16 protein-coding genes are annotated in these 19,569 nt (G+C 68.8%); 14 read left to right on the forward strand and 2 right to left on the reverse strand.

The window, feature by feature from the left end:
- Positions 1–157 precede the first annotated feature (157 nt).
- Positions 158–1,909 carry a hydantoinase B/oxoprolinase family protein gene (locus tag DJ029_RS00450; protein ID WP_112320363.1) on the reverse strand — a complete coding sequence of 584 codons (1,752 nt, stop codon included), beginning with the start codon at positions 1,907–1,909 and terminating at the stop codon, positions 158–160.
- Positions 1,906–3,957 (reverse strand): hydantoinase/oxoprolinase family protein, encoded by a 2,052-nt coding sequence (locus DJ029_RS00455; RefSeq protein ID WP_112320364.1) that lies wholly within the window; start codon positions 3,955–3,957, stop codon positions 1,906–1,908. Before DJ029_RS00455 ends, DJ029_RS00450 begins: the two co-directional genes overlap by 4 nt.
- A 160-nt stretch (positions 3,958–4,117) precedes the next feature.
- Between DJ029_RS00455 and DJ029_RS00460 the strand changes: the two genes are divergently transcribed.
- From DJ029_RS00460 to DJ029_RS00520, 14 genes are all read left to right on the forward strand, one after another.
- The gene (locus tag DJ029_RS00460) at positions 4,118–5,491 is read left to right on the forward strand and encodes a hypothetical protein (RefSeq protein WP_112320365.1); all 1,374 of its coding nucleotides are present in this window, start codon (positions 4,118–4,120) and stop codon (positions 5,489–5,491) included.
- Positions 5,492–5,587: 96 nt separating this feature from the next.
- On the forward strand, positions 5,588–6,865 hold the full coding sequence (locus DJ029_RS00465) for an ABC transporter substrate-binding protein (protein WP_112320366.1): 1,278 nt from the start codon (positions 5,588–5,590) through the stop codon (positions 6,863–6,865).
- Between the two features lie 16 nt (positions 6,866–6,881).
- The gene (locus DJ029_RS00470; RefSeq protein ID WP_112320367.1) at positions 6,882–7,808 is read left to right on the forward strand and encodes a branched-chain amino acid ABC transporter permease; all 927 of its coding nucleotides are present in this window, start codon (positions 6,882–6,884) and stop codon (positions 7,806–7,808) included.
- Positions 7,805–8,740: a branched-chain amino acid ABC transporter permease gene (locus DJ029_RS00475; RefSeq protein WP_112320368.1), complete on the forward strand. Its 936-nt coding sequence runs from the start codon at positions 7,805–7,807 to the stop codon at positions 8,738–8,740. The genes DJ029_RS00470 and DJ029_RS00475 overlap by 4 nt, the downstream gene beginning before the upstream one ends.
- A complete protein-coding gene (locus DJ029_RS00480) occupies positions 8,737–9,435 on the forward strand; it encodes an ABC transporter ATP-binding protein (protein ID WP_112320369.1) in 699 nt (232 codons plus the stop codon). Before DJ029_RS00475 ends, DJ029_RS00480 begins: the two co-directional genes overlap by 4 nt.
- Positions 9,435–10,130 (forward strand): ABC transporter ATP-binding protein, encoded by a 696-nt coding sequence (locus tag DJ029_RS00485; RefSeq protein ID WP_112320370.1) that lies wholly within the window; start codon positions 9,435–9,437, stop codon positions 10,128–10,130. Before DJ029_RS00480 ends, DJ029_RS00485 begins: the two co-directional genes overlap by 1 nt.
- Before the next feature lie 78 nt (positions 10,131–10,208).
- A complete protein-coding gene (locus tag DJ029_RS00490) occupies positions 10,209–11,048 on the forward strand; it encodes an FAD binding domain-containing protein (protein ID WP_112320371.1) in 840 nt (279 codons plus the stop codon).
- The gene (locus DJ029_RS00495) at positions 11,045–13,783 is read left to right on the forward strand and encodes a molybdopterin-dependent oxidoreductase (RefSeq protein ID WP_112320372.1); all 2,739 of its coding nucleotides are present in this window, start codon (positions 11,045–11,047) and stop codon (positions 13,781–13,783) included. The genes DJ029_RS00490 and DJ029_RS00495 overlap by 4 nt, the downstream gene beginning before the upstream one ends.
- The gene (locus tag DJ029_RS00500; RefSeq protein WP_112320373.1) at positions 13,780–15,225 is read left to right on the forward strand and encodes a 6-hydroxynicotinate reductase; all 1,446 of its coding nucleotides are present in this window, start codon (positions 13,780–13,782) and stop codon (positions 15,223–15,225) included. Before DJ029_RS00495 ends, DJ029_RS00500 begins: the two co-directional genes overlap by 4 nt.
- 4 nt (positions 15,226–15,229) lie before the next feature.
- Positions 15,230–16,069, forward strand: a complete 840-nt coding sequence (locus DJ029_RS00505) for a UPF0280 family protein (RefSeq protein ID WP_112320374.1) — start codon at positions 15,230–15,232, stop codon at positions 16,067–16,069.
- The gene (locus tag DJ029_RS00510; protein ID WP_112320375.1) at positions 16,062–16,643 is read left to right on the forward strand and encodes an amino acid synthesis family protein; all 582 of its coding nucleotides are present in this window, start codon (positions 16,062–16,064) and stop codon (positions 16,641–16,643) included. Before DJ029_RS00505 ends, DJ029_RS00510 begins: the two co-directional genes overlap by 8 nt.
- Before the next feature lie 240 nt (positions 16,644–16,883).
- Positions 16,884–18,503: a glycerol-3-phosphate dehydrogenase gene (gene glpD, locus DJ029_RS00515; RefSeq protein ID WP_112320376.1), complete on the forward strand. Its 1,620-nt coding sequence runs from the start codon at positions 16,884–16,886 to the stop codon at positions 18,501–18,503.
- Positions 18,504–18,597: 94 nt separating this feature from the next.
- Positions 18,598–18,852, forward strand: coding sequence for a hypothetical protein (locus tag DJ029_RS21650; RefSeq protein WP_157966216.1), 255 nt, complete (start codon positions 18,598–18,600; stop codon positions 18,850–18,852).
- A gap of 15 nt (positions 18,853–18,867) precedes the next feature.
- Positions 18,868–19,566: a DUF1868 domain-containing protein gene (locus tag DJ029_RS00520; protein ID WP_112320377.1), complete on the forward strand. Its 699-nt coding sequence runs from the start codon at positions 18,868–18,870 to the stop codon at positions 19,564–19,566.
- Positions 19,567–19,569 lie beyond the last annotated feature (3 nt).

Raw genomic sequence — 19,569 nt, forward strand, 5'->3', positions numbered from 1 at the left:
CAGGAGCTTGCAAAGTAGATGTGTCTGAATGACAGGGGCGGGCCGGCGGCCAGCCCGATCGGACCGGCGGTCAGCCTGGGATTCGGGTCCGATAGGTTGTCATACACATCTCTCCATCATGTAAGTCCGTATTCCTTAGCCCGTCGGAATGAAAAAGTCAGCCCCGTAATTTTCCGCCCCGCAGCTTCGCGGTGCCAGCCGGGTCCGGCACAGGTGGCGTCCCGGTAAGGGCGACGCCGAACAGCTCCGCCGCCTGTTCAACCGTATAGCGGCCAAGGCGCACATCCTCGGCCACAAGCGCGGGGTCGCGGGTCATCGGGTCGCCGTAGCCGCCGCCGCCCGGGGTGCGCACGTGCACCCTGTCACCGGGGGCGAGCGGGATGTCCTGCTCTTTCGACAGGTGCTCGGGGACATAGGGCGTTCCGCCCTGCCAGACCGTCACCTCGTTCACCGCGCCATCCGCGCCGCCCATCGCGCCGAGCGGGCCGGTGCGCCCGTGATCCATAACGAAGCTGGCGCGCGCTGCGCCGCGGCGCAGCTCCAGTTCGTATTCCAGCCCGAAGCCGCCCCGGTGCCGCCCCGCCCCGCCGGAGCCTTCGCGCAGCGCGTAGCGGCGGTAGAGGACGGGGAAGGCCTGCTCCATGATCTCCACCGGCGGGGCCTTGGAAATACCGATGGTCGAACAGCCGTTGGATAGCCCGTCATGGGTGGCCGCGCCGCCGTAGCCGCCGCCCGAAAGCTGGTACATCACGAAATCACGCCCGCGCGCCGGGTCATGCCCGCCCAGCGCGAAATTGCCGCTGGTGCCGGCGGGGGCGGCCGTCACCCGATCCGGCAGGGCCTGCACAAGGGCCGCGAAAACCGCCTCGGCGATGCGCTGGGACACCTCCGCCGCGCAGCCCGAGACGGGGCGGGGGTATTGCGCATCGAGGAAGGTGCCTTCGATCCCGGTCACCTCCAGCGGCTCGAACGCGCCCGCGCTGATCGGGACCTTGGGGAAGATGTGGCGCATGGCCAGGTAGACCGAACTCAGCGTCGTCGCGCGGACCGAGTTCATCGGCCCCGCGCAAGGGGCGGAGGAGCCGGTGAAGTCGAACGTCAGCCCCTGCCCCGTCCGCGTGACGGCGAGGCGGATCGCCAGCGGCTCGTTCACCACGCCGTCACTGTCCACCCAGGCGGTGGCTTCGTAAGTGCCTTCGGGGATCTCTTCTATGAAGGCTTCCATCTGGGCGCGGGCGCGGGCGCGCAGCTCGGCAATCGCCTCGGCCACGGTGTCATCGCCGTAGCGGTCCATCAGTGCGTTCAGCCGCGTCTCACCCACCATCAGGGCGGCGGCCTGTGCCTTCACGTCTCCGATCCGCTGGTCAGCAACGCGGATGTTGGAGCAGATGATGGCGTAGATTTCGGCATCCAGCACGCCTTCCTTGAACAGGCGCACCGGGGGCAGGCGCAGACCCTCCTGCTCCACCGCCGTGGCCGAGGCCGAGAAGCCGCCGGGCACAGCCCCCCCGGTGTCGGGCCAGTGGCCGGTATTGGACAGCCAGCAGAACAGCTTGCCCTTGCGATAGAAGGGGCGCGCGAAGCGCACGTCCATCAGGTGCGTACCGCCGAGGTAGGGGTCGTTCACGATGTAGATGTCGCCCGGTTTCGGTGCGGCGGCGCGGCCTTCGGCGATCATCTGGATCAGGGTGCGGGTGGAATACTGCATCGTGCCGACGAAGACGGGCAGCCCGCCCGCCCCTTGCGCGATCAGCGAGCCGTCCGCGGCGGAGTATATCCCGTCCGAGCGGTCGTTGGCTTCCGCGATCACCGGCGAAAAGGCGGCGCGGGAAAAGGTCAGGTCCATCTCGTCGCAGACCTGCGCAAGGCCCGCCTGGATGACGGAAAGGGTGATCGGATCGATGCTCATGGCGCGGCCACCGTGATCAGGATGTTGCCGATTGGATCGACCTCGGCCCGGTCGCCGGGTTCGATCAGCGTGGTGGTGTCCATCTGCTGCACGATCGCGGGGCCATTAAAACGCGCTCCGATCGGCAGGGCCTCGCGCCGGTAGACGGGTGTCTCGGCCCAGCCGGACTCGAACCAGACGGGCCGTGCGCCGGTCTGAGCGCCTTGCAGGCTGTCCGCCCGACCGGCGGGGTCGATCAGCGTGGACAGGTCGATTTCCGGACGCACCCCGATGACGGAGGTGTTCACGTTCACCAGGTTGGCGCGGATATTGTCCAGATCCACATGGAAACGGGCATGATAGGCGGCCTCGAACAACTCCTGAAGCTGGTCGCGGCGCGGCGTCGCCGTGTCCAGCGGCACGCGCAGCAGGTGCGTCTGGCCGACGAACTGCATGTCGACGCTGAGCGTAGTGCGCAGGTCGGTGATGCCGACGGTTTCCGCCTCGATCAGGGCGCGGCCCTCGGCGATCTGCTCCGCGAAGACCTGCGCCACATCCGCCTCATCCAACGTGTCGAGGGGGCGGTTCAGCGTGCGCACGAAGTCATGGCGCAGGTCGGCCACCACGCAGCCCAGCGCGTTGGTGATGCCGGGGCGCGCGGGCACCAGCACGCGGGGGATCGACAGCTCCTTCGCCATCGCGCTGGCGTGCAGCGGCCCCGCGCCGCCGAAAGCGAAAAGCGCGAAATCCCGCGGATCCGCCCCGAGGGAGACGGACACCATCCTGACCGCCCCCGCCATCGCCGTGTTCGCCATTCGGATCACCGCCGCCGCCGCGCCGGTAGCGTCCAGCCCCAGCGGCGCACCAAGGGTTTCGGCAAAGATCCGTGCAACCTCATTCGCGTCGGCATCGCTGCCGGTGAACCCGCTGGGATCCAGCCGCCCGAGCAGCAGGTTCGCGTCGGAGATCGTCGGCTGCACCCCGCCCCGCCCGTAGCAGATCGGCCCCGGATTGGCCCCCGCGCTGTCCGGGCCCACCTCTAACAATCCCGCCGCGTTCACTCGCGCGATGGAGCCGCCCCCCGCGCCGATGGTGCGCACGTCGACCATCGGCACATGGATCGGCATGGCGTATTCGATTTCGGTTTCATTGCTGACCGACGGCTCCGCCCCCCGGATCAAGGCCACGTCGGTCGAGGTGCCGCCCATGTCATAGGTTACGAGGTTCGGATACCCCGCCTGCCGCCCGGTATAGGCCGCTGCCATCACGCCCGAGGCGGGGCCCGACATCACCGTCTTGGCCGCCTCGTCCGCCACGCGCGCAGCGCTGACCATGCCGCCGTTGCCGTTCATCACCAGCAACTCGCCGTGATAGCCCCCATCTTTCAGCCCACCACTCAGCCGGTCGATATAGCGCGCCAGCAGCGGCTGGACGCTGGCGTTGACTGCCGCTGTCACGCCGCGCTCGAACTCCCGGCTTTCGGACAGCAGCGCATGGGCCAGGGTGATGTGACGGTTGGGCCAGAGCTCGCCCAGGATCTCGGCGGTGCGCAGCTCATGGGCGGGGTTGGCGTAGGCGTGCAGGTAATGCACCACGACGGACTCGCAGCCCGCGTCGATCAGCGCGCGGGCGGCGGCGCGCACCGCGTCTTCGTCCAGCGGGGTGACCACCGCGCCGGAGGCGTCCATCCGCTCAGGCACCTCAAGGCGCAGGTCGCGCGGGATGATGGGGCGGAACGTGCCGGTCATGCCATAGGCCTGCGGGCGGGTGCGCCGGCCCAGCTCCAGCACGTCGCGAAAGCCCTGCGTCGTGATCAGCCCGGTGCGGCTGAGCTTGCGTTCCAGTACGGCGTTGGTGGTGGTCGTTGTGCCATGCACGATCAGGTCGAGCGTGGACAGGTCGGCTTCGGCGGCTTCCAGCGCCGACAACACGCCAAAGGCCTGATTGTCCAGCGTGCTCGGCACCTTGGCCAGGCGGACCGTGCCGCTTGCACCGTCCAGCCCCACAAGATCGGTAAAGGTGCCACCCACATCGACGCCCACGATTCGCCCGGTGCCTTGCGTTGTCATTTGCTGCGTCGTCTCCGGGGCCTTTTGCGTCTGCGTCGATCAAAGGCGGCGGGGGAGGCGATGTCAACGGACCTCGATCGTCGGTGCGAGTCGAATTGGCGTGCCGTCCGCTTCATTTCGCGGCTTTCATTTGCCTTTTCCGCACTTATGATCCGACAGCATGACGCAAAGACACCGCCTAGGGTTGATCAAGACGGCCCTGGGGCTGAGCACGCTGCCGGGGGCGGCGTGGGCCCACGCCACGGACCAGGCCTTCGTGCTGTTGCTGCCGACGGATGTCTACATGGCCGCAGGCGGCGCGGCGGTGGCGCTGACGGTGGTCGCGCTGGCGCTGCTACCCGGCACGCTGGCGTCCCGGCTGTTCACCAGCCTGCGCCTGATCCGCCTGCCCACGACGCGCGCACCGCTTGTTACAAGCTGGTTGTCCTTCGCGGTGCTGGCCTGGCTTGTCTGGCTGGGCTGGGCGGGGCCGCGCGATCCGCTGGTCAACCTGTTGCCACTGACGATCTGGACCGGCTGGTGGCTGATCCTTCTGACCTTGCACGCGCTGGCGTTCGACATCTGGACCTGGGTGAACCCCTGGACCGGCCCCGTGCGCGCGGCACGGCGGCTTCTGGGCCCGGCGCCGCTGCGCCTGCCGCGCTGGACGGGGCTGGCGGTCTTCCTTGGGTTCGCGGCCTTCCTGCTGGCGCACCCGGCCCCGACCGACCCCGCCATCCTGGCGCGCGCGGTGGCGCTGTACTGGCTGTTCAGCTTTGCCGGACACCTCGCCTTCGGGCCCCGCTGGGCGCTGCGGGGCTGCGGTATTTCCATGATGATGCGCGCCTATGGCCGCATGGCGATGCTGGGCAAACGGGGCGGCTGGCTCTGCCTCGGCCTGCCCGGATGGCAACTGCTGCCGGGCGGCGCGCGCCAGTTGGTCCCCGCGCTGCTGGTGCTGCTGATCCTCGGCACCGGCAGTTTCGACGGCCTGAACGAGACGTTCTGGTGGATGACCCGCCTTGGCGTGAACCCGCTGGAGTTTCCGGGCCGCTCGGCGGTGGTGTGGCAGACGGTGCTCGGCCTTGCCCTCAGCTGCGCGGCGCTGATCGCGGTCTTCGTCGGGCTGGTCCGCCTTGGCCTCGGCCTTGCCGGGGCAGGGACGATACCGGGCAGCATCGCGCTGTTCGCCCCGACGCTGCTGCCGATCGCGCTTGGCTATCACGTGGCGCATTACCTGACGGCGGTGATGGTGGAGGCGCAGTACATGCTGTCCGCGCTGTCGGACCCGCTGGCGCGGGGGGATGACCTGCTGGGCCTTGGCACCTTCTATGTCACCACTGGCTTCTTCAACACGCAGGACAACGTGCGCCTGATCTACCTCGGGCAGGCGGGGGCGATCGTGGTTGGCCACATGATCGCGGTTCTGCTGGCCCATGCGCTGGCGGTGCGCCACGTGCCGCGCCGCCCGGGCCTCAGCCAGGCGCCGTTGGCGGCATTCATGGTGCTTTATACCCTGTTCGGACTATGGCTTCTGGCCTCGCCCCGGGTCTGAGGCCCAGAAAAGATTGGACAGGACACCGCCGCCTTTGCAGACTATGACGCAGCGTAAGGCGGCGCGCGGTCGCCGCATCATCCAATGGGGACACATATGACCAAGACACCCACCCGGCGCTCGGCGCTGAAAACCCTTGCCGCGACAACCGCCGCCGCGACGACGCTGCCAATGTGGGCCCGCTACAGCCAGGCGCAGACGTCCGAGCCGATCCGCATCGGCTTCCAGGTGCACCGCACCGGGATCGGCGCCGCCTATGGCCGCTGGTACGACCGCACCAGCCAGGCCGCCGTCAAGCTGATCAACGAGGAAGGCGGCATCAACGGCCGCCCGGTCGAGCTGGTGGCCGAGGATGACGGCACCGACCCCAAGCGTGGCGCGGAAGTCCTTGAGAAATTCGCCAACCAGAGCAACTGTGACATCGCCTTCGGCACGCTGTTTTCCCATGTCGTCATCGGCTCCGCCCCGCGCGCAGGCGAACTGAAGCTGCCGTATTTCGTCGTCTCCGAAGGGCATCACGTGGCCAGCGGCATGCTCAACCGCTACACGCTGCAACCCGGCATCACGGACGTGAAATCCCAGGTGCAGGCGATGGCCCCCTTCGTGAACCAGAACCTCGGCAAGAAGGTCACGATGATCTACCCCGACTTCGCCTTCGGTCACGATCACCGCGACTACTTCTCTGCAGCGACCGAAGCCGCAGGGGGCGAGATCGTGGCAAAGATCGCCATTCCGCCCACGGAAACCAGCTTCACCAAGTACTTCCCGCAGATCCCCCGCGATACGGAGGTGATCTACCACGTCATGGTCGGCCCCGCGGTGCTGACCTTCGTCAAGGAAATGGGCGAGTTCTTCGGCCCCTCGCGCCCGGAAATCTTCGGCTTCATCGACAGCCTGGAGGCGGTGGACCTGGCCTCGCCCGGGCTGGAATTCCTGGAAGGCACCTATTTCTGGGAAGGCAACCCGCGCTACGCTCAGGCCGACCAGTCCGAGCACGACAAGTTCTACCGCGCCGCCGTGGGCGTGGACGAAAACGGCGCCTCGGTCAGCGATTCCAAGGATATCTCGACCTATTCGCACATGTTCGGCTGCTGGGAGACCCTGTTCACCATCAAGGCCGGGATGGAGGCGGCGGGCTACACCGGCCCCGCCGACCGCGCGAAACTGATCGAGGCGGTGGAGGCGATGACCGACATGCCGCTGAGCCGCGAACACCCGCAGGGCGCGAAGGTCTTCAACGGCAAGACGCACCAGGTCTTCGGGCACCAGTACATCACCAAGGTGACGGACGGGAAACTGATCCTCGCCCATACCACCTCGATCGAGGATACGCTCTACCCGGACGAGACCGACTACACTACGCAAAGCTTCTGACGGCCGACCCCGCGCGATGGAATTCGGACCTCACCTGATGCTGGCCGCGCTGGAAGGCGCGGTCACCGCCGCCGTGCTGGCGTTGACGGCCATCGGCCTGAGCCTGGTGTTCGGGGTCATGCGCGTGGTGAACGTGGCGCACGGCGAATTCTACATGCTGGGCGCGGTGATCGCCTGGTCCGTCGCCACCTCGCTGGGCGGGCACCCGGCCATCGGCTTTGCCGCGGCGCTGGTGATCGCGCCGGTCGTCGTGGGGCTGCTGGCGGCGGCGGCGGACATGACGATCCTGAAGCGCATCAACTACGACCCCGAGCGCACCATCGTCGCCACCATCGGGCTGCTCTACATCATCCAGCAGGTCACGCTGATGACCTACGGCCCCGAGGCGCGACCGGTGGAGCCCCCCTTCAACCACCGCCTCGCCTTGCCATGGGTGGAATGGGGCGAGCAGGGGCTGGCGCTCTACTGGCCCTGGGGGCTTTCGACCACCTCCTACAAGCTGGCGGTGATCGGCGCGGCGATCGTGGTGCTGCTGGGCGTCTGGGTAATGATGACCCGCACGAAGATCGGGCTGATCATGCGCGCCACCCAGCTTGACCGAGACATGGCTCAGGCCTTCGGAATCCCGGTGGAGCGGGTCTATGCCATCGTCTTCGGCATCGGCGCGGGGCTGGCCGCGCTTGGCGCGGTGCTGATCGTGCCGATCCAGCAGGCCTATTACCTGATGGGGGCGGACCCGCTGTTGCTGAGCTTCATCGTGGTGATCATCGGCGGGCTCGGCAGCCTGCCGGGCACCGTTCTGGCCGCGCTGCTGATCGGGATGAGCGATGGCATCATCTCGGTCTTCTTCTCGCCCACGCTGGCCAAGATCCTGGCGACGCTGCTGGTGGCGCTGGTCCTCGTCTTCCGCCCGCAGGGGCTGTTCGGAACCCGCGCCGCATGAGCCGTGCGGTCGCGCTGCACCTGGGCCTGATCGCGGCGCTATTCGCCGCGCAGTTCGTGCTGCCCACCTACCACCAGGGCAATGTCGCGCGGATCATGGTGCTGGCCACCTATGCCATCGGCTACAACGTGCTGTTCGGCTACACCGGCTTGCTCAGCCTCGGGCACGCGATGTTCTTCGCCGCGGGCCTCTACGGCCTTGCGCTGCCGATCCAGCACCTTGGCTGGGGCGCGGGGCCGGCGCTGCTGTCCGGCGTTGCCGCCGGCGCGCTGCTGGCGCTGGTCGTGGGGCTGCTGGCGCTGCGCACCATCGGGGTGGCGTTCATGATCGTGACGCTGATGTTCTCGCAAGCGTTCTACCTGAGCGTCCTGCTGGCGGGCACCTGGACGCGCGGCGACGAGGGCTTCGTCATTCCGGCGGCGAAACAGGTGCTGTTCGGCATCGACCTCGCCACGCCAACGACGCGGTATTTCGCGGCGCTGGCGCTGTTCTCGCTGGCGCTTCTGGCCACGCTGGCGCTGGTGCGCCACCCCTTCGGCAAGACCCTGATCGCGATCCGCGAGAACGAGGAACGCGCCCGGATGCTCGGCTATGACACCTTTCGCCACAAGCTTGGGGCGGTGGTGATCTCCGGCGCGATTAGCGCCGGGGCGGGGGCGGGGTTCGCGCTGCTGTTCGGCTACGCGGGGGCGACCTTCGCCTCTGTCCAGTACTCGATCTTTCCGCTGCTCTGGGTGCTGCTGGGCGGGGCGGGCACGGTGATCGGGCCACTGATCGGCACGCTCTTCATCTTCTACCTGATCGACTATGCCTCGGGGCTGACGGATGCCTACATGGCCGTCGTCGGCGTCGTCCTTGTCGCGCTGACGCTGTTCGCGCCACAGGGCATCGCGGGTGAGCTGCGCCGCCGGGTCTGGAAGGGGCTGCCATGAGCATCCTGTCCACCCGGGGCCTGTCCCGGAACTTCGCCGGGCTGCGCGCCGTGCACGACGTGGATTTCGACCTGCCGAAGGGGCAGGTGCGCGCCCTGATCGGGCCGAACGGGGCGGGCAAGACCACCTTCGTTTCCATGCTGTGCGGGCGGATCAGGCAGTCCTCGGGCAGCGTGTCCTTCGACGGGCAGGACATCGGGCGTCTGCCCGCGCACAAGCGCATCCGGCTCGGCATGGCCTATACGTTCCAGATCACCTCGGTCTTTCAGCGCCTGTCGCTGCATGAGAACGTGGCGCTGGCCGCGCGCCGGGCGGGCACGGACGAGGGCGCGGTCGCGGACGCGCTGAGCCGGGTCGGTCTGGCGGACCGCACCGACCAGGTGGCGGGCGATCTGAGCTACGGGCACCAGCGCCTGCTGGAAATCGCCATGGGCCTTGCGCAGGCCCCGAAGCTGCTGATCCTCGACGAGCCGACACAGGGGCTGGCGGAATCCGAGGTGCTGGCCTTCAACGCCCTTGTCCGCGCACTGGCCGGGAACACCACCGTGCTGCTGATCGAACACAACATGGATGTCGTCATGGCCGTGGCCGACCGCATCACCGTGCTGAACTTTGGCGAGGTGCTGGCCGAGGGCACACCCGAGCAGGTCCGCGCCAACCCGGACGTGCAGTCCGCCTACCTGGGAACCGCCTGATGCTGCGGGTCGAGGCGATCAATTCCGGCTATGGCAACGCGCAGGTGCTGCGCGATGTCTCGCTCGACGTGGCGGCTGGAGAGATCCTGTGCCTGATGGGGCGCAACGGCGCGGGCAAGACCACGGCGATGAAGACGATCATGGGCCTGCTGCCGCTGATGTCCGGGCGGATCACGCTCGACGGGCAGGACGTGGGCCGCCTGCCCGCCCACGAGGTGGCGCGCGCCGGGATCGGCTACATCCCCCAGGGCCGCCGCCTGTTCACGGAACTGACCGTGGCGCAGAACCTGGAGATCGGGCTGATGACCCGCAAATCCGGGCCGCACGTCCGCACCCGCGTGCTGGAGCTGTTCCCGCGCCTGTCCGAACGCCTTAACCAGCGCGCCGAGACCCTTTCGGGGGGCGAGCAGCAGATGCTGGCCACCGCCCGCGCACTTTGTATCGAGCCGAAGGTGCTGATCCTAGATGAGCCGACCGAGGGGCTGCAACCCTCCATGATCGAGGCGATCCGCGACGTGGTCGTCCGCCTGCGGAATGAGGGCGTCGCCATCCTGCTGGTGGAGCAGCGCGTGGACGCGGTGCTGGCGCTGGCGGACCGGGTCGCATTCCTCGAAAACGGCATCCTCGCCGAGACGGTCACGCCCGAGCGGATGCGCACCGACGCGGCGCTGCTGAAACGCTACCTCGGCGTGTGAGGCGGCGTTGACAGGGGCAGGAACGCGGCGCACGATCAGACCCATGCGAACCGTCCGACAGAACGCGAAACCCCGCTGATGGGCGCCTACCACCGCCCCCGGGATCTGAGCGCCGCGCTGACCGTGCTGGCGGCGGGGCCGGTGACATTGGCGGCGGGGTGCACCGATCTGTTCCCGGCAACCGGCAACCGGGCGCTGCCCGGCGATGTGCTGGACCTGACGGCCATCAGGGAGTTGCGCGGGATCACACGCACCGATCAGGGCTGGCGCATCGGCGCGACCACCACCTGGAGCGATATCCTGCGCGCCGAGCTGCCGCCCGCCTTCGACGGGCTGAAACTGGCCGCGCGCGAGGTGGGCTCTGTCCAGATCCAGAATGCGGGCACGCTGGCGGGGAACCTTTGCAACGCCTCGCCCGCGGCGGATGGCGTGCCCTGCCTGCTGACCCTGGATGCGGAAGTCGAGCTTGCCCACGCCAATGGCCGCCGCCACCTTGCGCTGGGTGACTTCCTGACCGGCCCGCGCCAAACCGCCCTTCGTGTGGGAGAGGTGATGACAGCCGTACATATTCCCGCGCGGGCGGGCAGCGGCGTGTCCGGCTTTGTGAAACTCGGCGCACGGCGGCACCTGGTGATTTCCATCGCCATGGCCGCCGTCCGGCTGGAGGTCGAGGCGGGGCGCATTTCCCGCGCATATGTCGCCGTCGGGGCCTGCTCGGCTGTGGCGCAGCGGCTGACGGCACTGGAACAGGCGCTTGCGGGCGCGCCCCTGACAGCGGATATCGGCGCGCTGGCCACGCCCGCGCTGGTCGGCGATGCGCTCAGCCCCATCGACGACATCCGTGCCGACGCCCCCTACCGACGCGGCGCGGCAACGACGCTGGTCGCGCGCCTGCTCGAGCGGATGGCCGCGCCATGAACCGCCCGTTCCCGACGCTTGCCCTGACGGTCAACGGCACCCCCCACCCGGTGGAGGCCGCCCCCGGCCGCCGCCTGTCCGAGGTCCTGCGCGAAGGCCTGGGCCTGCGCGGCACCAAGGTGGGCTGCGACGCGGGCGATTGCGGGGCCTGCACCGTGCTGATCGACGGTGCGCCGGTCTGCGCCTGCCTGATGCCCGCCATCCAGGCCGAGGGGCGCAACATCGAAACCGTCGAGGCGCTGGCGGAGGCCCCCGAGACCGCCGCGCTGCAACGTGCCTTCCTGCGCCACGGCGCGGCGCAATGCGGGATCTGCACGCCGGGGATGCTGATGAGCGCCGTGGCCCTGCTGCGCAGCGGCGCGGCGCTGGATCGCGACACGGTCGAAAACTCCCTCGGCGGGGTGCTCTGCCGCTGCACGGGCTACGCGAAGATCATCGACGCCGTGCTGGATGCGGGCGGTACGGCGCGCGCGCCGGACCCGGCGGCGGGCGCTGCCGTCGGTGCGCCGGTCGAGCGGCTGGACGGCGTGCCCAAGGTCAACGGAACCGAGCGTTTCGGCGCGGATGAGGTCCCGCCGGGCTGCCTGCTGGTGCGCGCCGTGCGCAGCCCCCACGCCGCGGCGCGCTTCTCGCTCGGCGATACCGCCGGTTGGGCCAGCGCGCGCAACGTGCAGGTCTTCACCGCCGCCGATATCGCGGGGCGCAATATCCACGGGGTGATCCCCCAGTTCGTGGACCAGCCCAGCCTTGCCGTCGATCACGTGCGCCAACCGGCCGAGCCCGTCGCGATCGTTGTCGGACCAGAGGCGGCCGTTGCCGACCTCGACCTGACCGACTTCCCGGTGACCTGGCGCCCGGAGGTACCGACGCTCGACATGGACAGCGCCAGAAGCGCCGCGCTTCTCCATGAGACGCGGGAGGCCAACACCCTGATCACCGGCCGCGTCGTGACCGGCGACGCCGAGGCGGCGCTGGCGGCAAGCGCGGTCAGCGCCGAGGTCGAGGTGCAGACCTCCTACGTCGAACACGCCTATGTCGAACCCGAAGCCGGGGTCGCCTGGCTCGACGGGGACACGCTGGTGATCCGCGCGTGCACACAGGCCCCGGCGATGGATAGGGACGACACCGCCGCAGCGCTTGGCCTGCCTGTGGAGCGGGTGCGCATTATTCCCGCAGCGGCGGGGGGCGGCTTCGGCTCGAAGCTTGATCTAAGCCTGCAACCGCTGATCGGGCTGGCGACGCTGAAAACCGGCAAACCCTGCCGCATGACCTATACGCGCGCCGAGAGCATGGCCTCGACGACCAAGCGTCACCCGGCACGGATGCGCGCGCGCATCGGCGCGGATGCTCAGGGCAAGGTGACCGGCATGATCTTCGACGGGGATTTCAACACCGGGGCCTATGCCAGCTGGGGTCCGACGGTGGCGGTGCGTGTGCCGGTGCATGCCTCGGGGCCCTACCGCACGCCCAACTACCGGGCCGAGGCGCGGGCAATCCACACCAACGGGCCGACCTCGGGCGCGTTCCGGGGCTTTGGCGTGCCACAGGCGGCCGTGGTGCAGGAGGTGCTCTACGACGACCTCGCACTGGCGCTAGGGCAGGACCGGCTGGCGTTTCGTCTGCACAACGCGCTGCGCGACGGCGAGGCGAGCGTCTGCGGGCAGGTCCTGCAGGGCGTGGGCATCGCCGATTGCCTGGAAGCGCTGGCCCCCGAGTGGCGCGCCCGGCTCACGGCCTGCGGCGCCTTCAACGCGGCTGAGGCCGGGCCGCTGCGGCGCGGCATCGGGGTCGCCTCGTGCTGGTATGGCTGCGGGAATACCGGGCTGCCCAACCCCTCGACCATCCGGATCGGGATAACGCCGGAGGGGCGGCTGCGACTGCATCAGGGCGCGACGGACATCGGCCAGGGCGCGAATACGGTGATCGCGCAGATAGCGGCGGATGCGCTTGGGGTGCCGCTCTCCACGCTGGAACTCGTGGGCCCGGACACCGCGCTGACGCCCGATTGCGGCAAGACCTCCGCCTCGCGCCAGACCTATGTCACCGGCTCCGCCGCGCTGCGCGCGGGCCAGAGCTTGCGCGCGCGCCTGCTTCAGATGACGAACCAGGGGCCGGACGCCCCTATAGCCTTGCCCGGCGGCGGCGCCGTGATCGTCGGCACCGGACCGACAGCCGCCACCATCCCCCTGGGTGAGCTTGGCACCGACGCCAACGGCTATGCGCTGAGCGTCGAGGAAAGCTACGATCCGCCCACCAGGGCCCTCGACCAGGACGGCCAGGGAATCCCCTATGCCGTCTACGGCTATGGCGCGCAGCTGGCCGAGGTCAGCGTGGATATGGAGCTTGGCACCGTGAAGGTTCTGGACATCGTCGCCGCCCATGACCTTGGCCGGGTCATCAACCCGCTGCTGGCCGAGGGCCAGGTGGAGGGCGGCATCGCGCAGGGCCTCGGCATGGCCTTGATGGAGGAATATATTCCCGGGCGCACCGACAACCTGCACGACTACCTGATCCCCACGACGGGCGACATGCCCCGCATCCGCTCCATCTTCATCGAGAAGTCCGACCCCGAGGGGCCGATGGGCGCGAAAGGGCTGGGCGAGCATGTGCTGATCCCCACCGCGCCGGCGATCCTCAACGCGATCCGCCACGCGAGCGGCGCGCGCATCACCCGCCTGCCCGCCCTGCCCCACCGGGTGCTCGCGGCGATCCGCGCCGCCAAGGGAAGACCATGACCACGCAACGCCCCGAGAAGATCCGCTGCGACGCCTGCCCGGTGATGTGCTACATCGCCGAAGGGCAGACCGGCGCCTGTGACCGCTATGGCAACGAGGGCGGGCGCATCGTGCGCACGGACCCGCTGACCATCCTCGACAAACGCATCGCCGCGGGGGACGAGGTGAAGCCCTTCCTCGCCGCGGACTGGGACGGCACGCTGGCCCCCGACGACCAGCTGTTCGTCACCGCCATCGGCTCGGGCACCACCTATCCCGACTACAAGCCCGCACCCTTCATCATCTCGCGCGAGGTGGAGGGGGCGGACATGATCACCGTGGTGACGGAGGCGATCTTTTCCTACTGCGGCGTCAAGGTGAAGATCGACACCGACCGCCACCTTGGCCACGAGACCGCGAAGGTCCTGGCGCAGGGCGAAGTGATCGGCCATGTGACCACCTCGGAATACGGCTCGCAGATGCTGTCGCTCGGCGGGGTGGATCACCTGACCGGCGGCTCGAAAGCCGAGGGGCGTGTGACCTGCGATACGCTGCTGGCGCTGTGCAACCGCGCGGCGGTGGAGCTGCAGATCGAGGGCGGCGCATCCGTCATCGTGCAATCGGGCCACCCGCCCATCGTGGACGGCAAGGCGGAGGCGCGGATGCGCGTCGGCTGCGGCTCGGCCACGATCGGGATGTTCGCGGACCAGTGGAAGGGGCTGGTGGACGAGGTGGTCGTCGTGGACGACCACATCACCGGCGTCGTCAGTGAGCACCAGGCGGGCAAGGTTATCGACTGGCCCGACACGGGCATCCGCATCAAGGGCCGCCGCTCGACGCCGGGGCGCTATTTCCAGGTCGCCGAGCCGGGGCTTGGCTGGGGCGGCACGGATATCGAGGACCCGCTGACCATCCTTGGCCCCTGGAACGCAAAGAAGGGCGCGCGCCCCGGGCTGACGCTGCTGATGGTGTCCACCACCGGCGAGCAGTTCGCCTATTACGTGCTGGACGACGCGTTGGAGCCGCAGCCTGCACCGCTGCCGGATGCGCTGCGCGCTTCGGTCGATCTGATCGCGGAGAACTGCGAACCCGCGCTTTGCACGGTGATGTTCACGGGGGGCGCGGGGGGCTCGCTGCGCTCAGGGGTGACGAAGAACCCGGTGCAGCTGACACGCTCGGTCCAGGCGCTGAAGACCCGAGTGACGCTGGGCGGCGTGCCCGCCTATGTCTGGCCCGGCGGGGGGATCACGCTGATGGTGGATGTCGCGCAACTGCCCGACAACGCCTTTGGCTACGTGCCGACGCCCGCGCTGGTCGCGCCGCTGGAATTCACGCTGTCGCGGCAGGACTACGTCACGCTCGGCGGGCATGACGCGAAGGTCCGCGATCTGCCGGACATCCTGAGCAAGGGCGGCGAATACGGCGCCGCCACGCGCGGCGTGCCGCGCAACGGGCGGGGCTGAGACGATGGAACGCGCGACGCTCAGCCAGCTTTCGGGCGGACGGCTGCACCTGCACCACGGCCCGATCGACGTGATCCTGAAGGTGACAGGGCCGAACGCCGCCGCCGCTATGCTGGCGGCGGTGCGCCGCTTCGAGTCGGTGCTGGAGGAGCTGGCGGGCGAACTGCCCGACCTGCGCCGCCCCGCGCCGGTGGCCCTGAAAGGCGCCATCGCGCGCCGCATGGCGGCGGCGGTCGACCCGCTGTCGGAGGATTTCATCACCCCGATGGCGGCAGTCGCGGGGGCGGTGGCGGACACGCTTGTCGCCACGGCCGTCGCGGCGGGGGGCGTGACCCGCGCCTATGCCAACAACGGCGGAGATATCGCCCTGCACCTTGACCCGGACCAGCACTATAGCGCCGCGATCGCCGGGGTGCCCGGTGGGACCGTGACGCTCGCGGCGCTGTCACCGGTGCGCGGAGTTGCCACCTCGGGATGGAAGGGGCGCAGCCACAGCCTCGGGATCGCGGATGCGGTCACCGTGCTCGCGGCAAGCGCCGCGCGGGCGGATGCCGCCGCCACGATGATCGCCAATGCCACCGATGCGCCGGACCACCCCGCCATCACGCGCGTGCCCGCCTGCACCCTGTCGCCCGACAGCGACCTCGGCGCGCGCCCCGTCACCCGCGACGTGCCGCTGCTGGACCCGGCAACCCGGGCGCAGGCGCTGGAGCGGGGGCTGGCCCGCGCGCGCCGCTACCTTGCGGGGGGGCTGATCGACTCCGCCCTGATCCACCTGCAGGGAGAGACGCGCACCCTTGGACACTCGCTTACCCTGCCCGAACCGGAGACTGCCAATGCCTGACTTCACCCTGCGCAAGACCATGCTTTTCATGGAGGAGATCCACCATGACGGCGGCCCCGCCGCCGCGACGCCGCGCCAGCGCGCCGCCATCGTGGCGCTGGTCGCGAACCCCTTCGCAGGGACCTATGCCGAGGATCTGCAATCGGCGATGGACGACCTGAAACCGCTGGGCCTGATGATGACCGACAAGCTGATCGCAGCGCTCGGCGGCATCGACGATATCGACGGCTACGGCAAGGCCGCCATGGCGGGCGAAAACGGAGAGCTGGAGCACACCGCGCTCTGGCATGTGCCCGGTGGCTACGCCATGCGCGAACGGCTGGGCGACGCGCGGGCCATCGTGCCCTCGTCCATGAAGCAGGGCGGCACCGGCACACGGATCGACGTGCCGCTGGGTCATATCAACGCGGCCTACGTGCGCAGCCACTTCGACGGCATGGAGGTGGGCGTGCCCGACGGTCCCCGCGCGAACGAGCTGTTGTTCGCCCTGGCGATGACCAAGGGGCCGCGCATTCACAACCGCATGGGCGGGCTGGCGACAGAGGACGTGCAGGGCTTCGACGGCTTGCGCTGACGCGGGGGCGCCGTCCCTGCCCCCTTAGCGGCGGCGTGCAAAGCGCGCTGCCGGTGATCCCGCCACGGCCGTACTGTGCCCGCGCGGCCCAAACCCCTCTCAAGGGCTGTGAACTGCCCATGTATTGTGCAGCAATGTTCGTTTCTTGCGCCATTCGCTACAAAGCGAACGCAAACGAATTATGCGCTTGACCGTTCACGCGCGACTCAGCGATACCCCCCCAAAGAGAGGAGCTTCACCATGGCCAAGGACGTCGCCCCCCGACCGGCGGAAGACATTTTGGACCTGTTCATCATCGGCGGCGGCATCAATGGCTGCGGCATCGCCCGTGACGCCAGCGGCCGCGGGCTGAGCGTGGCGCTGGCGGAAATGAACGACCTCGCCTCGGCCACCTCCTCCGCCTCGACCAAGCTGTTTCACGGCGGTCTGCGCTACCTGGAATACTGGGAGGTGCGGCTGGTCCGCGAAGCCCTGATCGAGCGGGAAACCCTGCTGCGCGCCATGCCCCATATCAGCTGGCCGATGCGCTTCGTGCTGCCCTATCACAAGGACATGCGCTTCGAGGGGCAAACCCCCACGTCGAAACTGCTGACCTTCGTGATGCCCTGGATGAAGGGCCGCCGCCCCGCCTGGCTGATCCGGCTTGGCCTGTTCATGTATGACAACCTCGGCGGGCGAAAGATCCTGCCCGGTACGAAGACGCTGGACCTGTGCAGCGATCCGGCGGGCGCGCCGCTGGAGGACCGTTTCGAGAAAGCCTTCGAGTATTCCGATTGCTGGGTCGAGGACAGCCGCCTCGTCATCCTGAATGCCCGCGACGCGGAGGCGCGCGGCGCGAAGATCATGCCGCGCACCAAGGTGCTGTCCGCGGAACGCGAGGGCGCGCTGTGGCGCGTGACGGTCGAGGATCGCGCCAGCGGCGAGACCTCGGTCCATATCGCCCGGGCGCTGGTCAACGCCGGCGGCCCCTGGGCGGGCGAGATCATCCACAACACCGTGCGGATCAACTCGACCGAGGGCGTGCGAATGGTGCGCGGTTCCCACATCGTGACGAAGCAGCTGTTCGACCACGGAAAATGCTACTTCTTCCAGGGCGAGGACGGGCGGATCATCTTCGCCATCCCGTACGAGACGGACTTCACCCTGATCGGCACCACCGACGGCGACTACGAGGGCGATCCGTCGGACGCGGAATGCACCGATACGGAAAAGGACTACCTGCTCGGCTTCGCGTCGAAATACCTCAAGCAGGACCCGACCCGCGACGATATCGTCTGGACCTATTCCGGGGTGCGCCCGCTTTATGACGACGGGGCCTCCTCAGCCACGGCGGCGACGCGGGACTACACGCTGAAGGTGGATGACACCGGCGGCGGCGCGCCGCTGCTGAACATCTTCGGGGGCAAGATCACCACCTACCGCCGCCTTGCCGAAAGCGCGCTGGAAAAGCTTCAGCCCTATTTCCCGGCCGCGAAGGACAAGTGGACCGCCGGCGTGCCCCTGCCCGGCGGGGATTTCCCGGTGGATGGCGTCGATGCGCTGATCGCCGGGGTGCAGGCGGATTATCCCTTCCTAGACGATTTCTGGGCCCGCCGCCTGGTGCGCGCCTACGGGACCGAGGCGCGCGAGGTGCTCGGCGACGCGAAAACCGCCGAGGACCTGGGCCAGGCGTTCGGCGCAAGCCTGACCGCGCGGGAAATCGACTGGCTGATGAGCCGCGAATACGCCGCCTGCGCCGCCGACGTGGTGTGGCGCCGCTCGAAACTCGGGCTGCGCATGAGTGATGCGGAAATCGCCACGCTGGACGGATGGATGGCAGACCGCGCCAAGGCCCGAACTGTGAGCGTTACCAAGTCCTGATTGCCAAAATCCTTGATTTGCCGGCGAACAGTCAGCACCATTTCGCCTTCGGTCACCGATTCCCGGCGACCTTTCATTTACATGGGGAATACTGATGACACGATTTATTGACCGCCGCACCGCTATCAAGACCGCAGCCGGATCTGTACTTGCAGGCGGCACGGTTCTAGCCGGTTCCCCGGCGCTTGCCAACCAGCCGCACATGGAAAAGGCGCTTGGATATCTGCACCACGCCTACGAAGAGCTTGAGGCGGCGGACCATGACAAGGGTGGCCACCGCGTCGAGGCGATGAAGACCATCAAGAGCGCGATGTTGCAGGTACGCCAGGGGATCAAGGCCGGCGCCTGATCCGGCGTGACCGGCATGCGCCCCGACCTTGCCGCCTTCGCGCGGCGCAGTCACGACGGCCCGCCCGACCGGCTTGGCCGTCGTTATGATTCCCGCCGCTTCCTGTCCGAGGCGGGGAACACCGTGGTCTGCCACCTCGACCGGGAAGACCCGGCCCATGAACCGGTGCTGGAGGCGCGGGCGCGGATGCAGGCGCTGCCGGGCGCGGACGCGCTGCTGTTCACGCCGGCGGACAGCCTGCACATGACCGTCTTCGACGGGGTGATCGAAACCCAGCGCGAGGCCGACGCCTGGCCTGCCGGGCTGGACTGCGCCGCGCCGATCAACGCCGTGACGGACGTGCTGCTGCAAAGGCTGCCGGGGTTCGCCGCGCCGCCTGCATTTTCTGTCAGCGCGGTGAACCTGCTGCCAACGGGGCTGCTGCTGGACGGGGCGACCGCCGCCGACACCAGGGTACTCTGGCGCTGGCGCGATACGCTGACCGCGCCCTTCGGTTTCCGCAGACCGGAACACGACAGCTACCGCTTTCACATGACCTTCGCCTACCCGCTGAGATGGCTGGACGACGACGAGGCATCCCGCTGGGAAGACGCCCTTGGCGAGATCCTCGCGGACCTGCGCCGGGCCGCGCCGGTGATCCCGCTGCGCGCCCCGGCGTTCTGCCGTTTCGCGGACATGACCCATTTCGAGGAGCTTCTGGTGCTGGGCCGCTGAGCC

It is taken from the genome of Oceanibium sediminis (assembly GCF_003265325.1).
GTDB lineage: Bacteria > Pseudomonadota > Alphaproteobacteria > Rhodobacterales > Rhodobacteraceae > Halovulum > Halovulum sediminis.